This window comes from Faecalibacillus sp., assembly GCF_047023275.1.
In the GTDB taxonomy this organism is placed as follows: Bacteria; Bacillota_I; Bacilli_A; order Erysipelotrichales; family Coprobacillaceae; genus Faecalibacillus.
The window spans coordinates 1-19186 of record NZ_JBKYAR010000007.1; the positions used below are offsets into that span (position 1 = coordinate 1).

At 30.1% G+C, this 19186-nt stretch carries 13 protein-coding genes and 1 other RNA gene; 5 read left to right on the forward strand and 9 right to left on the reverse strand.

The genetic code is table 11. From position 1 onward, the window contains the following. Positions 1 to 73: 73 nt before the first annotated feature. From ACLVEP_RS03480 to ACLVEP_RS03490, 3 genes are all read right to left on the reverse strand, one after another. Complete coding sequence (locus tag ACLVEP_RS03480; protein ID WP_412582856.1) at positions 74 to 1258, reverse strand: DNA/RNA non-specific endonuclease; 1185 nt, start codon at positions 1256 to 1258, stop codon at positions 74 to 76. 119 nt (positions 1259 to 1377) lie between these two features. Then, positions 1378 to 2712, reverse strand: a complete 1335-nt coding sequence (locus tag ACLVEP_RS03485) for an MATE family efflux transporter (RefSeq protein ID WP_412582858.1) — start codon at positions 2710 to 2712, stop codon at positions 1378 to 1380. Positions 2713 to 2844: 132 nt separating this feature from the next. Beyond that, complete coding sequence (locus ACLVEP_RS03490; RefSeq protein ID WP_412582859.1) at positions 2845 to 4482, reverse strand: SulP family inorganic anion transporter; 1638 nt, start codon at positions 4480 to 4482, stop codon at positions 2845 to 2847. A gap of 408 nt (positions 4483 to 4890) precedes the next feature. Here ACLVEP_RS03490 and ACLVEP_RS03495 point away from each other — a divergent pair, with 408 nt between their 5' ends. Both ACLVEP_RS03495 and ACLVEP_RS03500 read left to right on the forward strand, forming a co-directional pair. Continuing rightward, the gene (locus tag ACLVEP_RS03495; protein ID WP_412582861.1) at positions 4891 to 5679 is read left to right on the forward strand and encodes a MurR/RpiR family transcriptional regulator; all 789 of its coding nucleotides are present in this window, start codon (positions 4891 to 4893) and stop codon (positions 5677 to 5679) included. A 106-nt stretch (positions 5680 to 5785) separates the two neighbouring features. Continuing rightward, positions 5786 to 8512, forward strand: a complete 2727-nt coding sequence (locus tag ACLVEP_RS03500; RefSeq protein ID WP_412582863.1) for an alpha/beta hydrolase — start codon at positions 5786 to 5788, stop codon at positions 8510 to 8512. 84 nt (positions 8513 to 8596) lie between these two features. Here ACLVEP_RS03500 and ACLVEP_RS03505 read toward each other — a convergent pair whose 3' ends face one another. From ACLVEP_RS03505 to ACLVEP_RS03530, 6 genes are all read right to left on the reverse strand, one after another. Continuing rightward, on the reverse strand, positions 8597 to 9937 hold the full coding sequence (locus tag ACLVEP_RS03505; RefSeq protein WP_412582865.1) for a dicarboxylate/amino acid:cation symporter: 1341 nt from the start codon (positions 9935 to 9937) through the stop codon (positions 8597 to 8599). Between the two features lie 112 nt (positions 9938 to 10049). Beyond that, positions 10050 to 10589 (reverse strand): TetR/AcrR family transcriptional regulator C-terminal domain-containing protein, encoded by a 540-nt coding sequence (locus ACLVEP_RS03510; RefSeq protein WP_412582867.1) that lies wholly within the window; start codon positions 10587 to 10589, stop codon positions 10050 to 10052. Positions 10590 to 10598: 9 nt separating this feature from the next. After that, positions 10599 to 11258: a potassium channel family protein gene (locus ACLVEP_RS03515; protein ID WP_412582868.1), complete on the reverse strand. Its 660-nt coding sequence runs from the start codon at positions 11256 to 11258 to the stop codon at positions 10599 to 10601. Between the two features lie 5 nt (positions 11259 to 11263). Next, complete coding sequence (locus ACLVEP_RS03520; protein WP_412582869.1) at positions 11264 to 12667, reverse strand: TrkH family potassium uptake protein; 1404 nt, start codon at positions 12665 to 12667, stop codon at positions 11264 to 11266. Between the two features lie 58 nt (positions 12668 to 12725). Then, an RNA gene (gene rnpB, locus ACLVEP_RS03525) (RNase P RNA component class B) lies at positions 12726 to 13050 on the reverse strand. Between the two features lie 2 nt (positions 13051 to 13052). Further along, the gene (locus ACLVEP_RS03530; protein WP_318000024.1) at positions 13053 to 13385 is read right to left on the reverse strand and encodes a DivIVA domain-containing protein; all 333 of its coding nucleotides are present in this window, start codon (positions 13383 to 13385) and stop codon (positions 13053 to 13055) included. Positions 13386 to 13524: 139 nt separating this feature from the next. Here ACLVEP_RS03530 and recU point away from each other — a divergent pair, with 139 nt between their 5' ends. From recU to ACLVEP_RS03545, 3 genes are all read left to right on the forward strand, one after another. Further along, the gene (gene recU / locus ACLVEP_RS03535; RefSeq protein ID WP_318000025.1) at positions 13525 to 14112 is read left to right on the forward strand and encodes a Holliday junction resolvase RecU; all 588 of its coding nucleotides are present in this window, start codon (positions 13525 to 13527) and stop codon (positions 14110 to 14112) included. Continuing rightward, complete coding sequence (locus tag ACLVEP_RS03540) at positions 14109 to 16364, forward strand: transglycosylase domain-containing protein (RefSeq protein WP_412582871.1); 2256 nt, start codon at positions 14109 to 14111, stop codon at positions 16362 to 16364. Before recU ends, ACLVEP_RS03540 begins: the two co-directional genes overlap by 4 nt. Before the next feature lie 95 nt (positions 16365 to 16459). Continuing rightward, positions 16460 to 19120 carry a transglycosylase domain-containing protein gene (locus ACLVEP_RS03545; protein WP_412582873.1) on the forward strand — a complete coding sequence of 887 codons (2661 nt, stop codon included), beginning with the start codon at positions 16460 to 16462 and terminating at the stop codon, positions 19118 to 19120. The last annotated feature ends 66 nt before the right edge of the window (positions 19121 to 19186 follow it).

Below are 19186 nucleotides of genomic sequence, written 5' to 3' on the forward strand. Positions count from 1 at the left end.
TTAACATAAATAGAACTGTCTTTTGTACAATGCCACCTTAACTTAATGACATTGCGATTATCACAACACTTTTTTATTTTTGACAGATGCCACAAGGACTGTATCCTTGTTGTTGTAATTTTTTTGAAGTTGAAGTAACTACTTCTTTATTTTGTTCGCTCATTTTTGAAACACTTGAACAATTTGGATCATGATATTTTTTATTTTTTATATTAATAACATACTTTTTACTTTTATTACTTGACTTATTATGATAATCAAATGGATCTTTGGCTTCTTTAATACCATACGTAGGTTCCCCTTCTTTGGCTTTTCTTGAAGTTCCATCTTGATAATTAATAGTAACACCCGGTTGAACGTTATAAATATAAACACAGAAACGAATATTTTCATCTTCAACAGAAGCCGCTTGTAAGATTAAACCTCTTGCTACTAAATCATCATCTTTATATACAGGAATCGCTTCATATAAAACATGATGTCTCGTATTTTTAATATAATCTCTAACCTCTTCTTCAAATGGCAACATACCTGTAACATTAAAATAACGTGTTCCAGTCATTAAATTTCTTTCTTCAGCATTTAAACCACTTAAAGCAAAACCAATTTGATGACAACGATTATATAAGTATTTTGTAGAAATCAAATCATCATATCTTTGTGTTTTCCATCCTGATGGTTTAACCATTCCAATAGATTCTCTTTTACTTGTTGGAAGTGTTTCAGGACCTAAACATGCTTGATCTTTTTGAGTACGTCCATATTCATCTAAATCATTTAATTGAATATATGTTTTTGTTGTATATTCATCTTCTTTAAAAGTTGGATTATTACTATTGATTTCAATGTATGGTTGTCCACTATATTCTTCTACTTGATTTAAAATAGCTTGAACATTATTTTCATCAAAAGTTATTTTTTCTACTTCTATTTTAAGTTGATGATCAACAGAAGTAATTTGATAATGTAAGGTTTCTTTAGAATCTACATAAAATGATTTTTGAATTTCTTCACCATTTTGTACAACTTTTAATTCATGATTTCCTTTAGTTAACTTTAATTCATAAGTTCCTACACCTTGACTTTTTAAAGTATCAATTTGATCTTGATCAACATAAACATCTACATCTTGACTACTTGTTTGTTCTAAAGAAAGTGTCACACTTTGTTTAGAAGATGTTTTTTCTACTTGTTGATTGCATCCTGTTAAAGTAAATGTCATCAATAATGAAAGTAATAATAAATAGATTTTTTTCATTATAGTCCCTCCTTGGAGTACAAGTATATCATATTTTCATTTTTTTATTTTCTATTTTTTAAATAAAACTCCTATTTTATACATTTAAAAAGAGTTTAACGATATCGTTAAACTCTTAGTTATATTGTTTTGAACTTTTTACGATATAAGATATAAGCAACAATACTTGCTATTGCTTCAGCAATAACAAATGACATCCAAATACCTTCAATCCCCATGATATTTAATAAAATGTATGCTAATGGTACTGTAATCAATAATTGTCTAAGTAAAGAAACTATTAAAGAATATTTTCCTAAACCTAGAGCTTCAAAAACACCTGACATTAAAACTCCAAAAGATGAAACAATAAAACTTAAAGATAAAATTCTAAGCCCTGTTTCTCCTATTTTTAACATGCCACTACTTGCATTAAATAAAGAAAGTAAAACATTTGGAACGATAAAGAATAATAATGTCCCTGCTCCTAAAATAGCAGCAATAACCAAACCAGATACTTTTAAAATTTGATGCATTCTTTCTTTTAACTTAGCTCCATAATTATAACTCATTAAAGGTCTCATTCCTTGTACAATTCCTGATGTTGGCATATAAATAAATGTTTGTAACTTGTAATAAACCCCAAAGAAAGCGACTGCACTTTGTGAAATGGATGCTAATATTCCATTTAATAAAGAAACAAGAACCGATGGTAAACACATCATCACACTTGAAGGAATAGCTATACTATAAAGTTGCGAAATAACATGAAAATCTACTCTAAATTTTTTAAATGAAATATGAAGATGTGTATTGTACTTTCTAAATAAGATAAACGCTAAAGAAGCTGATGAAAATTGTCCAATAACTGTCGCAATGGCTGCTCCAGCAACACCAAAAGCAGGTAATCCAAAATAACCAAAGATCAAGATTGGATCTAACACAATATTAACAACCGCTCCAAAGATTTGCATGATCATGGGCATCATCATGTTTCCTGTTGCTTGAAACATTTTTTCAATAGCTAAATGAATAAATTGTCCAATAACTAATGAAACAACAATCATTCCATATTGCATTCCATAATCAATTACATTTTGATTTGTTGTAAACATATTTAAAAATGGACGAATAAAAAATAATCCAATAATTAAAAATAATAAAGAATGTGCTAGTGACATTACAATTCCTTGAGTTGCATAATAAGATGCTTTTTTATCATCTTTAGCACCTAAATGTCTAGCAATAAAAGCATTCATCGCAATTCCTATTCCACAAGAAATGGCTAATGATAAATTTTGTAAAGGGAAGATCAGTGATACTGCTGTTAAAGCTTCTTCTCCAAGTTGAGAAACAAAGATACTATCTATAATATTGTATAATGATTGAATCAACATTGAAATCATTGGCGGAATCGCCATTGACATTAATAAAGGAAATACAGGCTTGTATTCCATTGGGTTTCTATTTTCCATATAGGTCTCCTTTCCATAAAAAAAGCTATAGATGTCTATTTATGATCAGAAATAGAGAAATCTATAGCTTACCTAAGCAATATTCAATTTGCTTGTCTATATTAATAAATATTTTTATCTTTGTCAATTGTTTTAAGCAGAAATTAATTCTTGATCCAAAGATTCTAAAGCCATAATAGCATCCCAACAGAAGCTATCTTTACCAACATATTCATCAAAATGATTACGTTTAAATTGAATCATCACTTCTTCTTGAACACCGCTGAATTTAATGATACAGTTTTGTGCTTTTAAACGATCAACGATATCAAAGAATTCATGAATACCTGAATCATCAATAGAAGGAACACCTCTCATTGAAAAAACAATAGCTTCTAATGAATTATCTAATTCATCTAAAACATGTGTCATTTGTTCTTGTGTTCCAAAGAAAATAGGTCCACTTAAATACATAATTCTTGTTTTTTGATGATGATGTTTTAAATCTTTTCCTACGCGATCTTTATCAATATCACGTACTTCTATATGTAAATGAGAATTATTTAAAACAAATAAGATAATTGAAACCATGACTCCAATAACAATCGCAACCGTTAAATCAAAAACAACAGTCGCACACATTGTAATTAAATATTGTGAAATATTTGTTTTAACTCTATTATGAAATAATGTTTTAATTTCTTGCCAATCGTTCATACGCCAAGCAGTAACCATTAAAACACCAGCAAGTGCGGATAAAGGAATGCGTGACATAAGTGAACCAAGTAAAAACATCGAAATCAAAATAACAATTGAATGGAAAACACTGACTAATCTTGTTTTTCCACCTGCTTTAATAGCTACAGATGTTCTAGCAATCGCAGCTGTTGCAGGAACGCCACCAAATAATGGAATCAACATATTTCCAATACCCTGTGCCATTAATTCACGATCAGCATTTAATTTTTCATTTTTCATTTTACCAGCACTTGCTCCACATAAAAGTGATTCAATCATTCCAAGTGCAGCAATACTTAAAGCAGGTAGCATCAATTGTGTAATTGTACTTAAATGTAATGAAGAAAAGGATAATCTTGCTTCTGGAAACAAAGTACTTGGAATAGTCCCTACTTCATGAACCGGTAAATTTAAACATAATTGACAAATTAAAGCAATAATAATCCCTGCTAATGATGAAGGACAATATTCTCCCCATTTTTTAGGCCAAATAAGCATAATCACAACAACTAAAATCCCAAAGAAAACAGTTGGTAATGATACTGGAAAACCTAATTTTAAATATGAAAACAGTTTTTCTAAAGCACTTGAACCAACAGATGTTGTCCCAAAGAAATTATCAATTTGTCCTAATGCAATAATGATTGCAATTCCACTTGTAAAACCAGTAATAACACTAGTTGGAATAAAAGAAACAATTTTTCCAAACTTAAATAATGAAGCAATAATCAACATACATCCAGATAAAAAGCTTGCGATGAAGACACCTTGTAAACCATATGTTGTTGAAAGTCCAATTAAAATAGCTGACATAGCACCTGTTGGTCCAGAGATTTGGTAACTTGCTCCCGATAAAACACCAATCACTAAACCAGCAATAATCGCTGTAATTAACCCAGCACCTGCATCTGCTCCACTACTTACACCAAACGCTAAAGCAAGTGGTAAAGCAACAGCCGCTACTGTTAATCCTGCTAAGATATCTTGTAAAAGAGTTTGCATATTATAGCCTCTAAACTCATTTTTCAAGTCACTTATATAATCTTTAAACATAAAATCCCCCTTTTTAACCCTGTGTCATTATACACATTTACTTTTTCTTTGTTAAGGTAAGTTTTAGATAAAAATACATTTATTGATTTTGAAAGAGTTTACATTTAAAAATAATGATGTAATAATTTTCTTAATCAAAATTTTATTTCCAAACATATAGTAAATAAAAGTCAATTTTTTTGTTTTATTATATATTCTTGAAAATTTTATTTCTTTTAACTATTTTATACCTTAAATTTAAATAAAAGTCTTAGATATGCCAATTGCATAGTATTATAAATGTCCTAGTTTAAAAACAAATTATTCATATATACCATATTTAGTTTCATTTTATGAAACTAAATTTAATATATAGCCATTTATATTAGCATCAATAAACTGTTATGATAGTTTAAAGGAGGGAAAAGAATGGATATCAATAAATGTTTTAGTTTTATTAAAATATGTAATGAAAAATTACTTAATAATAATGAATATAATATAGCGCGTGTTTTAATGAATAATATTGAAAACATACAAAATGTCACCCTTGAAAAAGTATCTTTAGAAGCTAATATTTCAACAGCCTCTGTGAGTCGTTTTATTAATAAATGTGGTTTTAAATCTTTTCAAGAATATAAAAATTGTATGATGGCATTTAATAATAACGTTAAAATGCATCGTTTGATTTCTCATACTCAACGCTTTATGAGAAAAACAAATCAAACTTTATCAGATCAATTATATGATGATGCTATTAATAATCTTCAACAAACAAAAATCAATTTAAATATTGATTTATTAAAACAAATCATCCAACAATTAAAACATAGTCAACATGTTATTATTTTAGGTGATAGTCATGAATTAGCTGACTTCTATACACTTCAGTTAGATTTACTTGTAAATGATATTCCTACCCAGTTAGTCAATATTGGTGATAAAAATAATTCTTTTATTCATTTTTTAAATAAAGATGACACCGTATTATATATTGATTTGTATCATGATTGGTTTCCTGGACAAAGAGAAAATATTTTAAAACAAATTAAAGATAAAGATATTTTTACTATTTGTTTTGCTCAAGAAAAAAAACATCTAGAAGACTATGCCGATATTCTTTACATTTATGGGATAGAAAACAGTGTAAATGATGGTTATTATTCCTTACCTTACCTAAGTAGGTTATTATCTGAACTATTTTATCACATTATTTGACATCGCTTTACACATTTTGTAAAGCGCTTTCTTTTTAGATGATTGTAAGTGCTTTTTTATAGAAATATAATTATTTTAGGGAAGGAAAAGGAGGAAAAACTACAATATGAAAAATTCAAAAAAAGCACTTTCTTTAATGATGGCTTCTGCTTTAGTTTTTACAAGTACTCCTCATCAATTCATTGTTAATGCCTTAACACAATATCAACCAGGCGTAACAGTTGAAAAAAACAGTACTGGTAAATCTGATGCAGACTATCAAGCAACATTTGTCTACGAAGACACTGATGAAAGAGATGCTGTTTCAGTATCTGTAGCAGGAAGTTTACAATTCTATAAACATGACGATATTACAGATGGTTTCATTAAAACTGGAACAGCAGCAGGAGCAAAGGTATACGATGCTTATCATTATGAAAAAGGTATGTTTAATACCGGATATGGATTGAACGGAGATAGTCAATCCTATGATTTAACTGAAGTAGAAGATGAAAGATTCGAAATCACATTACCTCTTCCAGGTAACTTATATTATTATGATTATACTGTCACTTATGCAGATGGAAGTAAAGTAACGATTCAAGATCCAGCAAACAAAAGTGAAATAAATCCAACTTCTGGACATGATTCGGGACATAGCTTAGTTTATGTTGGTGATGCAAATAATACAGCTCAAGGTCAAGAAAAAATCTATGCTAGAACTGATGGAAAAACAGGAAGTTATAGTTTTGTGGAATATCAAGCAGTAGATGGAACTAAACAACCTTTAGGAGTATACTTACCAAAAGGATATGATTCATCAAAAGTATATAAAACAATTTATGTTTCACATGGTGGCGGTGGAAATGAAGCTGAATGGATGGGCATTGGTGCTGTTCCAAACATCATGGATAACTTAATCGCTGAAGGTGAAGTTGCAGATGCTGTTGTTGTCACAATGGATAATACATATTTTAAATGGAATTATGATACAATCGCTCAAAATTTTAAAGAAAATATTATTCCATTTATTGAAAAAAATTACAGTGTATCAATGAACGTTAAAGATAGAGCATTATGTGGTTTATCTATGGGTTCTATGACTACATCTACAATTTTACAACAAAATACTGAATTATTTGGTGCTTATGGTTGCTTCTCAGGAGCAAATACACAAGCTACAATTAAAGATGTAGAAGAATTAAAAAATGTCAAAATTTATTTAACTGGTGGAAACGTTGATATGGCTACTAAAGCAACAACACCTGAAGGTGATGTTGGAAATCCAGGAAAAACTGTTGGTTTAGCAAAAATATTAGACGATTTAGGTGTTAAATATGAAATGGACATCAAAGATGGTGCTCATGATTGGGGTGTATGGAGATCAGCATTCACAACATTTGTTAAAGATTACTTATGGGATGAAAATGATACATTAAAACCAGCAGGAGTAACTGTTGAAAAGAACACTGAATTTAAAGATGTAAAAGATGCAGACTATCAAGCAACATTTGTTTATGAAGATACAGATGAAAGAAATGCTGTTTCTGTAAATGTTCTAGGTGGTTTCCAATTCTATAAAGAAGATGAAATTGGTGGTTATGAAGAACCTGATGATCCTCGTACTCCAGTATACAGCGCATATCAATATGAAAAAGGTATGTTCCCTACAGGTTATGTAGTTGATGGAACATTAATGAAATATGATATGACTGAAGTAAAAGATGAAACATTTGAAATTTCTCTTCCTCTTCCAGGTAACCTATACTATTATGATTATGAAGTAACTTATGATGATGGAACAACTGTAACAATTCAAGATCCATCTAATAAATCTCCTAATAATAGCTTTAACGGTCATGATGCAGGTCACAGTTTACTTTATGTTGGAGATAAAAATAATACTGCTTCAGGTCAAGAATATGTATATGCTCGTAACGATAAAAATGGAACATTAAAATATGACACATATGCAAGTCTTGATGGTACTCAACAACCTTTAGGAATTTATTTGCCTGCTGGTTATGATAGTTCAAAAGTTTACAAAACAATTTACGTATCTCATGGTGGTGGAGGTAATGAAACAGATTGGATGACAATCGGTGCATTACCAAATATCATGGATAATTTGATTGCTGACCAAGAAGTAGCTGAAGCAATCGTAGTTACAATGGATAATACATATTATAACTTTGATGCAACTAAAACCGTTGACAATTTAACTAAGAATATTATTCCATATGTTGAAAAAACATATAGCGTTTCAAAAAATTCTAAAGACCGTGCAGTTTGTGGTTTATCAGCAGGTGGTACTTTTACAGCAAATACCTTAGTAAATGCTTATAAAGAATTTGGATATTTTGGTGTATGGTCACCAAGAAATACAGTAGTAGCACCTTTAGTAGAAGATGGAACAATTGGAAAAGATGCATTAAATGAATATAAAAATAATGTTTATTATATTGGTGTTGGTAAATTAGATATATCATTAAGACAAAACCAAGAAAAATTATTATATGATACATTAACTAACGCTGGTGTAGATGCATCTATTGAATATAAAAACGGTGCTCATGACTGGTATGTATGGAGAGATTTATTTACAACATTTGCTAAAGACTACTTATGGGATGTTGAAGCAAAAGATGATAATGTAGATGATAAAAAAGATAATACACCTGGTCAAGATACTGAAGATAAAGTTAATACAAGCACATCAGATAAAAAAGATAACACTAGTGATAAAGTAAAAACTGGTGATCAAACATCTATTACTACTTATATCATGACATTATTTATTGGTTTAGCAGGTATGATGGTACTTGTTTATAAAAGAAAAAAAGAAAATCTTTAGAAATAACAATTCCTTTCCATTCTAAAGAAAATAAACGAGATTATTTTGCATAATCTCGTTTTTATTTATTCAATAAATTACCTTTTAGCTATGATAAATTTCTTCATCTAACATTTTTTCTTTTTTAGCAACAATTACCGAAGTTGCAGCATCTCCTGTAACATTTAAGGAAGTGACTAACATTTCAATCGGTCTATTAATTGCTAAAATCAATGAATAAGCAAGTAATGCTGCATCATTTGTATATCCCATACCTGTTAAAATAGTAAATAAGATGACTGCTCCTGCACCTGGTGCTGCTGGTGTCCCAATAGAAGCAATTAAAGCAAGAATAGCAATAATAGCCATTGACATAAATGTTACTTTATAACCTGAACTTACAGCAACAAACATTGCTGCAATAACTTGCATGATTGCTGTTCCATCCATATTAACTGTCATTCCTAATGGTAAAACAAATGATGCAATTTGATCATGTACTCCTAATTCTTCTACTGTTGTTTTTCTATTTAATGGTAATGTTGCTGCAGATGATGAAGTTGAAAAACCAAATAAAGCAACTTTTGCAGCTTTTTTCACAAATGGTTTTGGATTAACTCTAGCCATTGTTATTAAATAGATTGGATAAGCGATAAATAAATAAGCAAATAAAGCAATAATGACTGTTACAACATATGCTAATGCTGGTTTTAATGAATCAATTCCATAGATTGCAAATGTTCTTGTAAGTAAACAAAAGATAGCATATGGAGCAAATTTATTAATCACAAATGTTAAGAATAAACTAATAATTTTTGAAACTTCTTCAAATACTTTTTTTAATGTTTTTGTTTGTTCTTCAATTGTATTCATTGCAAGTCCAGTAACAACTGCTAAAAATACAATTGCTAATACATTTCCATTTGTTGTAAAGGCACTTATAAAATTGTTTGGAATAATTGATACAATAATATTTAATGGATTAGATCCTGTAGCTCCTTGTTGAACAGTAATCTTTCCTGCATCCACTGAATTAAACAATCCTAAATGATAGATAATTGTACTTACAATCCCTGCAAAAATTAAAGCACATATTGTTGTTGTAAAAAAAGTTAAAATTGTTTTAGAAGAAATTCTTCCTAATTTTTTAGTATCAGTAATTGTACAAATAGCAAGTGTAATAGAAACAAACACCATTGGTACAATAATTAACTGCAACGAATTAACAAATAATTGACCGATAATATAGAAAATACCGATAGCACTTGTAGCACCCTCTGCTGTAATATCTTGGAAAAAGATATTATTGATCGTTTTCCATAAATCTCCTTGTCCACTCGAATTCAAATGCTCTCTAAGTAAAATACAACCAAATCCAGCAATTAAACCACAAATCAATGCGATCAGCATTTTCTTAGCTAATTGCTTTCCACTGCTTTGTTTCATAATCGTCCTCCTAATTTTTCCCAAATTGCCAATATTATACATGATTTTTTTTTAAATACAATTCCTTTTTTTAAAAAAACATAAAAAACAGCACATTTGTGCTGTTGATCAATTATTTCATATACTCTTTTAATTTATCTGGAATAGCATCTATTAAATAATTTACAATTTCTTCTTTTAAAATAGGCATATCATTTAAAACCCATTCCACAGTCATATCCACAGAACCTCGACAATACATTTTTAATAAAAAATCTATATCAGAAGGAATTGTTTTACCTGTATTTTTACGAATATATTCTTTATAAAAATCATAAATACAACAGAAATCATAATGAATTAAATTATTATAATCATTTGATTTAAAAGCTTCTTTAAAAAAAGCATGTTCTTGTTCAATAAAAGCAAATTTTAAATTAAGAGCTTCTTGTAAGGTTCCACCTTGATTCATTTCTTCAAAAGATTTTAAAACAAGTTTTTCAAAATACCAATTCACTAAATCATATTTATCTTGAAAATGTCGATAGAATGTTTGTCTTGTCTTTCCTGCTGTTGATACAATATCTGTTACAGTAATCTTATCTAAAGGTTGTTTTTTTATTAATGTTTTGATTGCCTTTGCAAACAAAAATACAGTATCTTCATTTTTCATAATAGACCTCTATAATAAATAATCATATTTTTCTATTTTATCTGTTTGTGCTAAAACAAGAAAAGTATCATTTAATTCTATTTCTAAATTAGGATCAACAGGAACTTCTAACTTATGAGTATGTGGATTACGTTTGCCTAAAACATTGATACTATAAAGTTTTCTTAAATCTAATTGTGATAATGTTTTTCCTACCCATGCTTGAGGAACTTTCATTTCAACAATACAATTTTCTTCATCTAATTCGATTAAATCCTTAATATTTTTTCTAAGTAATGTTCTTGCAACCTTTTCTCCCATTTCTTTTTCAGGACGAACAACATAGTCGGCCCCTATTCTTTCTAAAACAACTTTAAAACGTTTATTTTTAGCTTTAACAATGACATAGGGTACACCTAATTCTTTTAAATTCATTGTTGCTAAGATACTATCTTCTAATCGATCTCCAATCGCAACAATTCCAACATCAATATCATCTAATCCTAAATCTGTTAAAAATTGAATATCTGTAACATCTCCAATAACTGCTTTAGTTGCAAAATTTGCAACTCTTTGAACATTTTCTGGATCTTTATCAATAGCAATCACTTCTCTTCCATATTGAGAAAGTGTTTTAACAAGTGTAGAACCAAAAATTCCAAGCCCCAATACAACAAATTGTTTTTCCATCTGCTTTATCCTATTAAGATATGTTCCGTGATATAGTTCACATCTTTTCCTTTCTTAGCATTATATTTTCTAACAAAAATCAAAACCATTGTAATAGGCCCTATACGTCCTATATACATCAAAATAATTATAACAATTTTTCCAACAAATGTCAGTGTTGGTGTAAGACCTGCTGTTAATCCAACTGTCGCAAATGCAGAAAAAACTTCAAAAAGTAAATCAATAAAATCTGCACTTTCACTTATTGATAAAACAAACAATCCTGTTAATGCAATTGAAAAACTAATTAACATGATTGTCAATGCTCTTTTCACAATTTGATCATCTATTGTTCTTTTAAAAACATGAATATTTTCATCACCACGTATTAAAGATCTCACATATAATAATCCAATAACAAAAGTTACAGTTTTAACCCCACCTGCTGTCCCAGCAGGAGATCCTCCAATAAACATAACAATTGACATAAAAAATTTAGTTGCTTGATTTAATGAAGCCATATCCACTGTAGCAAAACCTGCTGTTCGAAGTGTCATGGATTGGAAAAAACTAGCTAATATTTTTTGCGAAAATGGTAAAGGCTTTAATGTTAGAGGATTTTGAAACTCTAATAAAAAGATAACGATCATTCCTCCAAAAATTAAAACAAATGAAGAAATCAATACAATCTTTGTATGCAAAGATAAAGATTCTAAATACCTTTTCATTTTAAAATATTTAAAATGTTCTCTATAATGAATCAAAGATAAACGTAAATCGATCCACACAACAAAACCTAAACCACCCGCAATAATCAAACCACAAATAACTAAATTGATCCAAACATTGCCTACATAAGGAACTAATGAATTATTTCCTAAAATATCAAATCCAGCATTACAAAATGCTGAAATTGCATGAAACAAACTATAATAGATTCCTTTAATAATTCCAAATTGAGGAATAAAAACAAAAGATAAACAAATCGCTCCTAATAATTCAAAAAAAGCTGTATATTTGATAACTCTTTTAATATAAATACCTGTTTCATTTAATGAATTTCTATTTAAAGCTTCCTGCATGACAATCTTATTAGCGTAGGTTAGTTTTCTTTTTAAAAGAACAAAGAACATCGACATCAGCGTTAAAAATCCTAACCCCCCTATTTGAATCAATAAAATAATGACTATTTGTCCAAAAAGCGTATATTCACTAGCTGTTACATGAGTCACTAAGCCTGTTACACAGGTAGCCGATGTTGCAACAAATAGATGATCTAAATAACTACTTGTTGAATGAACACTATGACTCATTGGTAAACTTAATAAAATCGATCCTATTAAAATAACCGCAAAAAAGCTAAAGCCAATTCTTCTAACTGCTGATATATCTAGTTTTTTATATTGTTTACGAAGTATTTTTCTTTGCATATTTCTCCCTCAGTTCTATTAAAAAAAGACATGTTTCCATGCCAATTTAAAAACAAATGATAATAAGCCAAGTTCTGTATTAAATAATCATTTATCTACGCTTACGCGTCCTTTATCTCGTTCAATTCCGATTTAAAGATTCCCCTACCAAATTTGGGTTTCTGCCTTGCGGAGCTTTCCTCTTTTCAGCCATAGTTTCCTATGGAATTGTCTCTGTGGAGCCATTTATGAAGTTCTACCATAGTTACCCTTAGGTTTCCCTTCTGTCGTTAGTTTACACTACCCTCACTTATTGATTCGTGAGGCACAAACACTACAATCATCGCAGATTGTGGCAGCCTGGACTTTCCTCTACTTCAATGAAGCAGCGATTATCTGTCATTTGTTATTTATTTTTAAATACTGCTTTTTCTAATAATGATAATCTTTTTAAGATATCTACATTTGAAGAGACATTATCTTCCAATGCTCTTAAATTATCATCTTGTAAAGCTTTTTCTCTTTCTAATCTAGCAATCATTGCTTTTTGATCAGCAAGACGTCTTTCAAGCTGTTCTATTCTATCATAAGAATTGTTCAATAGTCCAGCAAAAGCTTCATAATCTTTGACAACTTGATCTAAGAAGTGATCAACCTCATCAGCATTATACCCTTTAAAATCAACTTTAAATTCTTTACTGACAATTTTTTTTGGACTTAATACGACTTTATATTCCATGCTTTTCAACTCCTTTACCCCATTGTACCAATTTATTTCCTTTTTTCAAGATAAAATATGATTTCTTATCAAAGAGTTGTTATCACAAAAAAAATATGTGTTATAATACCCATATATATGCAAACAAAAAGGAGTTTCTATGGTTAATTATCCAAATAAGAAAAAAAATAATCATTATACATCTATGATTGAGGGTAAGCATAATACAGCACACCGTGGGATGAACTTAGAAGAAGATATTAACTTAACAAATGAATATTATTTATCTCATGATATTGCTGTGATTCATAAAAAGCCAACACCTATTCAAATTGTAAAAGTTTCTTATCCAGAAAGAAGCGCTGCAAAAATAGTTGAAGCTTATTTTAGAACACCTTCAACAACTGATTATAATGGTATTTATAAAGGAAGATATATTGATTTTGAAGCTAAAGAAACAAAGACTCTATCTTTTCCTTTTACAAATATTTCTTTACATCAAATTAACCATCTTGATAAAGTTATTCATCATGGAGGTATTGCTTTTTTAATTATTGCTTTTACTAAAGTGAATGAAGTTTATTTACTAGATGCTGCTTTTATGGTAAAAGCATATAGAAAAAACGATCGTAAATCCCTTCGTTATGAAACAATAAAAGAAAATGGTCATTTAATAAGACAAGGATTTCTTCCTCGTCTCCATTATTTAGAAATTATTGATCAATATTATTGTGAGGTATTTAAATGAAAAGACAAAAAACAAAAAAATTAAATTCAAAAAAAATCATTACAGTTGTAACAATGCTTATTCTTTGCTTGATCTTAGTTTTTTCATGCATTTTTGGTTACAGTATATATAAGGATACAGCTGCCTTTGATTCTGAAAAATTATTATCATCTGGAGCTAGTGTCATGTATGACAGTAACGGAAATGTTATGTATACGTATGGTAGCCAAGAAAATGGAACAAGAGAAAATATTACCTATGATGATCTACCACAAGTTTTAGTAGATGCTATTGTAGCTGCTGAAGACTCTCGTTTCTTTGAACATAATGGTTTTGACTTACCTCGTATTGTTAAAGCTGCGCTTTCTAATTTAAAAGCGGGAGGTATTACAGGTGGTGGTTCTACAATCACTCAACAATTGATTAAAAAAACCTATTTCCCTGATGCTCAAAAAACGTACTCTCGTAAATTAAGTGAAATTATTCTAGCAATCCAAGCAGATAAAGCTTTAAGTAAAGAAGAAATTTTAACTCTTTATTTAAATAAAATCTATTTTGGTAGAAGTACAAGTTCAATTGGAATTGCGGCAGCAAGTAAGTATTACTTTAATAAAGATGTCAGCGAATTAACTCTTCCAGAAGCAGCCATGCTTGCAGGAAGCTTGAATTCACCTTATAACTATGATCCTTACTATTGCCTTGATAAAGCAACAGCAAGACGTAATACAATTTTAAAACTTATGATGAATCATGGTTATATTACACAAGAAGAATATGAAGAAGCAAAAGCTACAAAAATAGAAAATACATTATGTGTTTCACCAACTACAAATAACAATACTCTTGCTGCTTATGTAGATATCGTAACAGCAGAAGTGAAAAAAAGAACTAGTTTAGATCCTTTAAAAACACAATTAAATATCTATACTTATTGTGATGTGGATACACAAACACTTGCAAGTGCTATTGGTAATGGTGAAAAATATGCTTATGGTGATGAAGATATGCGTATGGGTGGTGCCGTTCAATCAAGCCAAGATGGTCGTATCGTAGCTGTGATTGGTGGTCGTAATTATTCTTATGGAAATTATAATTTTGCCACTCAAAAACAACAACCTGGTTCATCTGTTAAACCGTTTTTAGATTATGGTTTAGCTTTTGAAAATTTAGATTGGTGTACAGGAAAAACTTTGGAAGATACTCCTTATTCTAAAGGAAAGTTTACTCCTAAAAACTGGGATGGACAATTCCATGGAACAGTGACACTTACAAGTGCACTTGAAAATTCTTGGAATATTCCTGCTATTAAAACTTATGAAGAAGTAACAAAAGAAATTGGTAAATCTGGTGTTGTTTCAGCAATGGAATCACTTGGAATTGATATGTCAAAAGAAACTAATCCAACAAACTTATCTTACGCTATTGGTGGATGGGATAGAGGAATCTCTCCTCTTGAAATGGCAAGTGCTTATGCGACAATTTCCAATAATGGTTTATATACTGAAAGTCATACTATTAACTATGTAGAAGTTGTCCAAACAGGCGAAAAATATAACATTGATGAAGAAATTCAAAATAACGCTAAACAAAGTGCTTATTCAAAAGCAAGTGCTTTTATGATAAGACATGTGATGCTTGATTATACAAAAAATGGTAGTGGTAACTATGCTTATTTATCTGGTCTTTCTAATGTAGGAGCTAAAACTGGAACTTCTAACTGGGGAAGTACTGCTAAAAATGGTATGGCAGGAAAGAGCCGTGATTTATGGATGTCTGCTTATACTCCTAATTACATTTGTTCAGTTTGGATGGGATTTGGTAAAGAAGGTATCGAAAAAGGTAAAACAACAAGTCGTTATAAAGCATATCCTGGTAAAGTGGTTCAAATGTTATTAAAACATTTACAAAGTAAAAATAGTAAAAAATCATATCCTGATCAACCATCAACAGTGACTCATGATGGTGATGATTATTATAAAAAAGGTTCAAAACATGAATCACATGCTTCTTTAACTGAAGAAACAACAGAAGAAACAACTGAAAATACTGATGATCAAACATCAAATGATAATCAATCATCTCAAAATAATCAAAATGGTCAAAATAGCGATAGTAATAACACAAACAATGGTAATACAACTAGCGGTGATCATTCTGGAGATAATACAGGTGGTAATACCGGCGGTAATACTGGTGACAATACTGGAGATAATACAGGTGGTAATACCGGTGGTGGAGACCAATCTTCTCAAAATCAAGGAAACAATCAATAAAGTCAACTTTAAGTTGGCTTTTTATTTTTCCTCAAAATTTGCTTTTATCATACAAAATAAGGTATACTTGTATAAAGAAAAGATGGAGGTATCTTATGTCTTCGAAAACAAATAACTTTCAAAAGAAAAAAGCAAATAAAAAAAAGCTTTTTATCGCTATAGCTATTTTATTAATAGTTACAATTTTTGCTGGTGTAAGTGTTTTAGCTTATGGTGTCTACAAAGATACAGATGCTTTTGATGCTAAAAAACTTTTATCATCTGGAGCTAGTGTTATGTATGATGATCAAGGTAAAGTTCTTTATACATATGGCAGTCAAGAAAACGGTACAAGAGAAAATATTACCTATGAAGATTTGCCTCAAGTACTTGTTGATGCTGTTATTGCAGCTGAAGATTCTCGTTTTTTTGAACATGATGGTTTTGACTTACCACGTATCGCTAAAGCTGCTATGTCTAACTTGATTGCTGGTGGTATTAGAGGTGGTGGTTCTACAATCACTCAACAATTGATTAAAAAAACCTATTTTCCTAATGCCGAAAAAACCTACACAAGAAAATTCAGTGAAATTATTCTAGCAATCCAAGCAGATAAAGCTTTGAGTAAAGAAGAAATTTTAACTCTTTATTTAAATAAAATCTATTTTGGTAGAAGTACAAGTTCAATTGGAATTGCGGCAGCAAGTAAGTATTACTTTAATAAAGATGTCAGCGAATTAACTCTTCCAGAAGCAGCCATGCTTGCAGGAAGCTTGAATTCACCTTATAACTATGATCCTTACTATTGCCTTGATAAAGCAACAGCAAGACGTAATACAATTTTAAAACTTATGATGAATCATGGTTATATTACACAAGAAGAATATGAAGAAGCAAAAGCTACAAAAATAGAAAATACATTATGTGTTTCACCAACTACAAATAACAATACTCTTGCTGCTTATGTAGATATCGTAACAGCAGAAGTGAAAAAAAGAACTAGTTTAGATCCTTTAAAAACACAATTAAATATCTATACTTATTGTGATGTGGATACACAAACACTTGCAAGTGCTATTGGTAATGGTGAAAAATATGCTTATGGTGATGAAGATATGCGTATGGGTGGTGCCGTTCAATCAAGCCAAGATGGTCGTATCGTAGCTGTGATTGGTGGTCGTAATTATTCTTATGGAAATTATAATTTTGCCACTCAAAAACAACAACCTGGTTCATCTGTTAAACCGTTTTTAGATTATGGTTTAGCTTTTGAAAATTTAGATTGGTCTACTGGTCATTCTATTAATGATGATGACTATTATAATGGTAAGTTTAAAAACTGGGATAGACAATTCCATGGATTAGTCACTGTTGAAAATGCACTTGAAAATTCTTGGAATATTCCTGCTATTAAAACATTTGATGAAGTTGAACAAAAAATCGGTAATGATAAAATCAAAGAAGCAATGGAATCTCTTGGAATCGATATGTCAAAAGAAAACATTGGACTTGCAAGTGCCATTGGTGGTTGGTCTTATGGTATTTCTCCACTTGAAATGGTCAGTGCTTACGCGACAATTTCCAATAATGGTTTATATACTGAAAGTCATACCATTAACTATGTAGAAGTCGTTCAAACAGGAGAAACTTTTAATATTGATGAAGAAATTCAAAATAATGCTAAACAAAGTGCTTATTCAAAAGCAAGTGCCTTCATGGTAAGACAAGTCATGCTAGATTATACAAAAAATGGTAGTGGTAACTATGCTTATGTATCTGGTATAAACAATATAGGAGCTAAAACAGGAACATCTAACTGGTCAAGTACTGCTAAAAATGGTATGGCTGGAAAGAGCCGTGATTTATGGATGTCTGCCTATACTCCAGATTATGTTTGTTCAGTTTGGATGGGATTTGCTAAAGAGGGAATTAGTAAAGGAAAGACAACGAGTCAATATAAAGCTTATCCTGGTAAAGTTGTTCAAATGCTTTTAAATCATTTACAAAGTAAAGGCAGTCAAAAATCGTATCCAGAACAACCCGATGATGTTGAACAGGCAGCAATGGTTAAAGGAATTTATCCATATGTTTCACCTGGTGAAGGTATGAGTGAAGATATGATTATTCAAGCTTGGTTTAAAAAAGGAACAGCGCCTACACAAAGTATTGATAGTGATGTCTTTAATTTAAGTGAACTTACTTCATTTGATGTTAGTCTTAATGGACAAAGTATTTCATTTAATTTTGCTCCTTATAATCCTGAAAATGCAACAACAGATGAAAATGCTACTGAGGGAACAAAGACATTTGGTAAAGTTGTTTATACAGTAGTTGTAAGTGATGAAAGTGGTCAAGAATTGCATCGAGAAAGCTTCTCAACGGCCTCTGGAACGCTTAATTTTACAGTTACATCAAATGTAAAGGTTACTGGTTTTTATAGTTATGAAAAGGCTCCTGATCGTACATCTAATAAAATAGAAAAAACAATTGCTTTACAATTAACATCTATTAATGCTTCGCTTTCTTGTGATAGTGGACAAATCAATGATGGTGCTGTTATTTCATCTACTGCAATTCGTGCTGTCATTTCAAAACAAGGTCAAGGCCATGCACTTACGATTGCTTTATATGATAGAAGTGGTAATTTACTTTCTTCTGTTAATCATAACAATGCAACTTTTTCAAATTTAAGTCGTGGACATCAATACTTTGTTAAATTTATGGAATCTAATGGTTCAAGTTCTGCAGAAAAAACAATTCATTTTTCTATTTCTTAAAAAGCATTCATGTATATGAATGTTTTTTCTTTATCTAATAAATATTATTTTTTATTCTTTTATATT

Excerpts from the sequence above, each read along its gene's own strand:
- recU (WP_318000025.1), top strand. The coding sequence starts at position 13,525 with ATGGTTAATTATCCAAATAAGAAAAAAAATAATCATTATACATCTATG.
- ACLVEP_RS03495 (WP_412582861.1), top strand. The coding sequence starts at position 4,891 with ATGGATATCAATAAATGTTTTAGTTTTATTAAAATATGTAATGAAAAA.
- ACLVEP_RS03540 (WP_412582871.1), top strand. The coding sequence starts at position 14,109 with ATGAAAAGACAAAAAACAAAAAAATTAAATTCAAAAAAAATCATTACA.
- ACLVEP_RS03520 (WP_412582869.1), bottom strand. The coding sequence starts at position 12,667 with ATGCAAAGAAAAATACTTCGTAAACAATATAAAAAACTAGATATATCA.
- ACLVEP_RS03490 (WP_412582859.1), bottom strand. The coding sequence starts at position 4,482 with ATGTTTAAAGATTATATAAGTGACTTGAAAAATGAGTTTAGAGGCTAT.
- ACLVEP_RS03515 (WP_412582868.1), bottom strand. The coding sequence starts at position 11,258 with ATGGAAAAACAATTTGTTGTATTGGGGCTTGGAATTTTTGGTTCTACA.
- ACLVEP_RS03485 (WP_412582858.1), bottom strand. The coding sequence starts at position 2,712 with ATGGAAAATAGAAACCCAATGGAATACAAGCCTGTATTTCCTTTATTA.
- ACLVEP_RS03500 (WP_412582863.1), top strand. The coding sequence starts at position 5,786 with ATGAAAAATTCAAAAAAAGCACTTTCTTTAATGATGGCTTCTGCTTTA.
- ACLVEP_RS03505 (WP_412582865.1), bottom strand. The coding sequence starts at position 9,937 with ATGAAACAAAGCAGTGGAAAGCAATTAGCTAAGAAAATGCTGATCGCA.
- ACLVEP_RS03545 (WP_412582873.1), top strand. The coding sequence starts at position 16,460 with ATGTCTTCGAAAACAAATAACTTTCAAAAGAAAAAAGCAAATAAAAAA.
- ACLVEP_RS03510 (WP_412582867.1), bottom strand. The coding sequence starts at position 10,589 with ATGAAAAATGAAGATACTGTATTTTTGTTTGCAAAGGCAATCAAAACA.
- ACLVEP_RS03530 (WP_318000024.1), bottom strand. The coding sequence starts at position 13,385 with ATGGAATATAAAGTCGTATTAAGTCCAAAAAAAATTGTCAGTAAAGAA.
- ACLVEP_RS03480 (WP_412582856.1), bottom strand. The coding sequence starts at position 1,258 with ATGAAAAAAATCTATTTATTATTACTTTCATTATTGATGACATTTACT.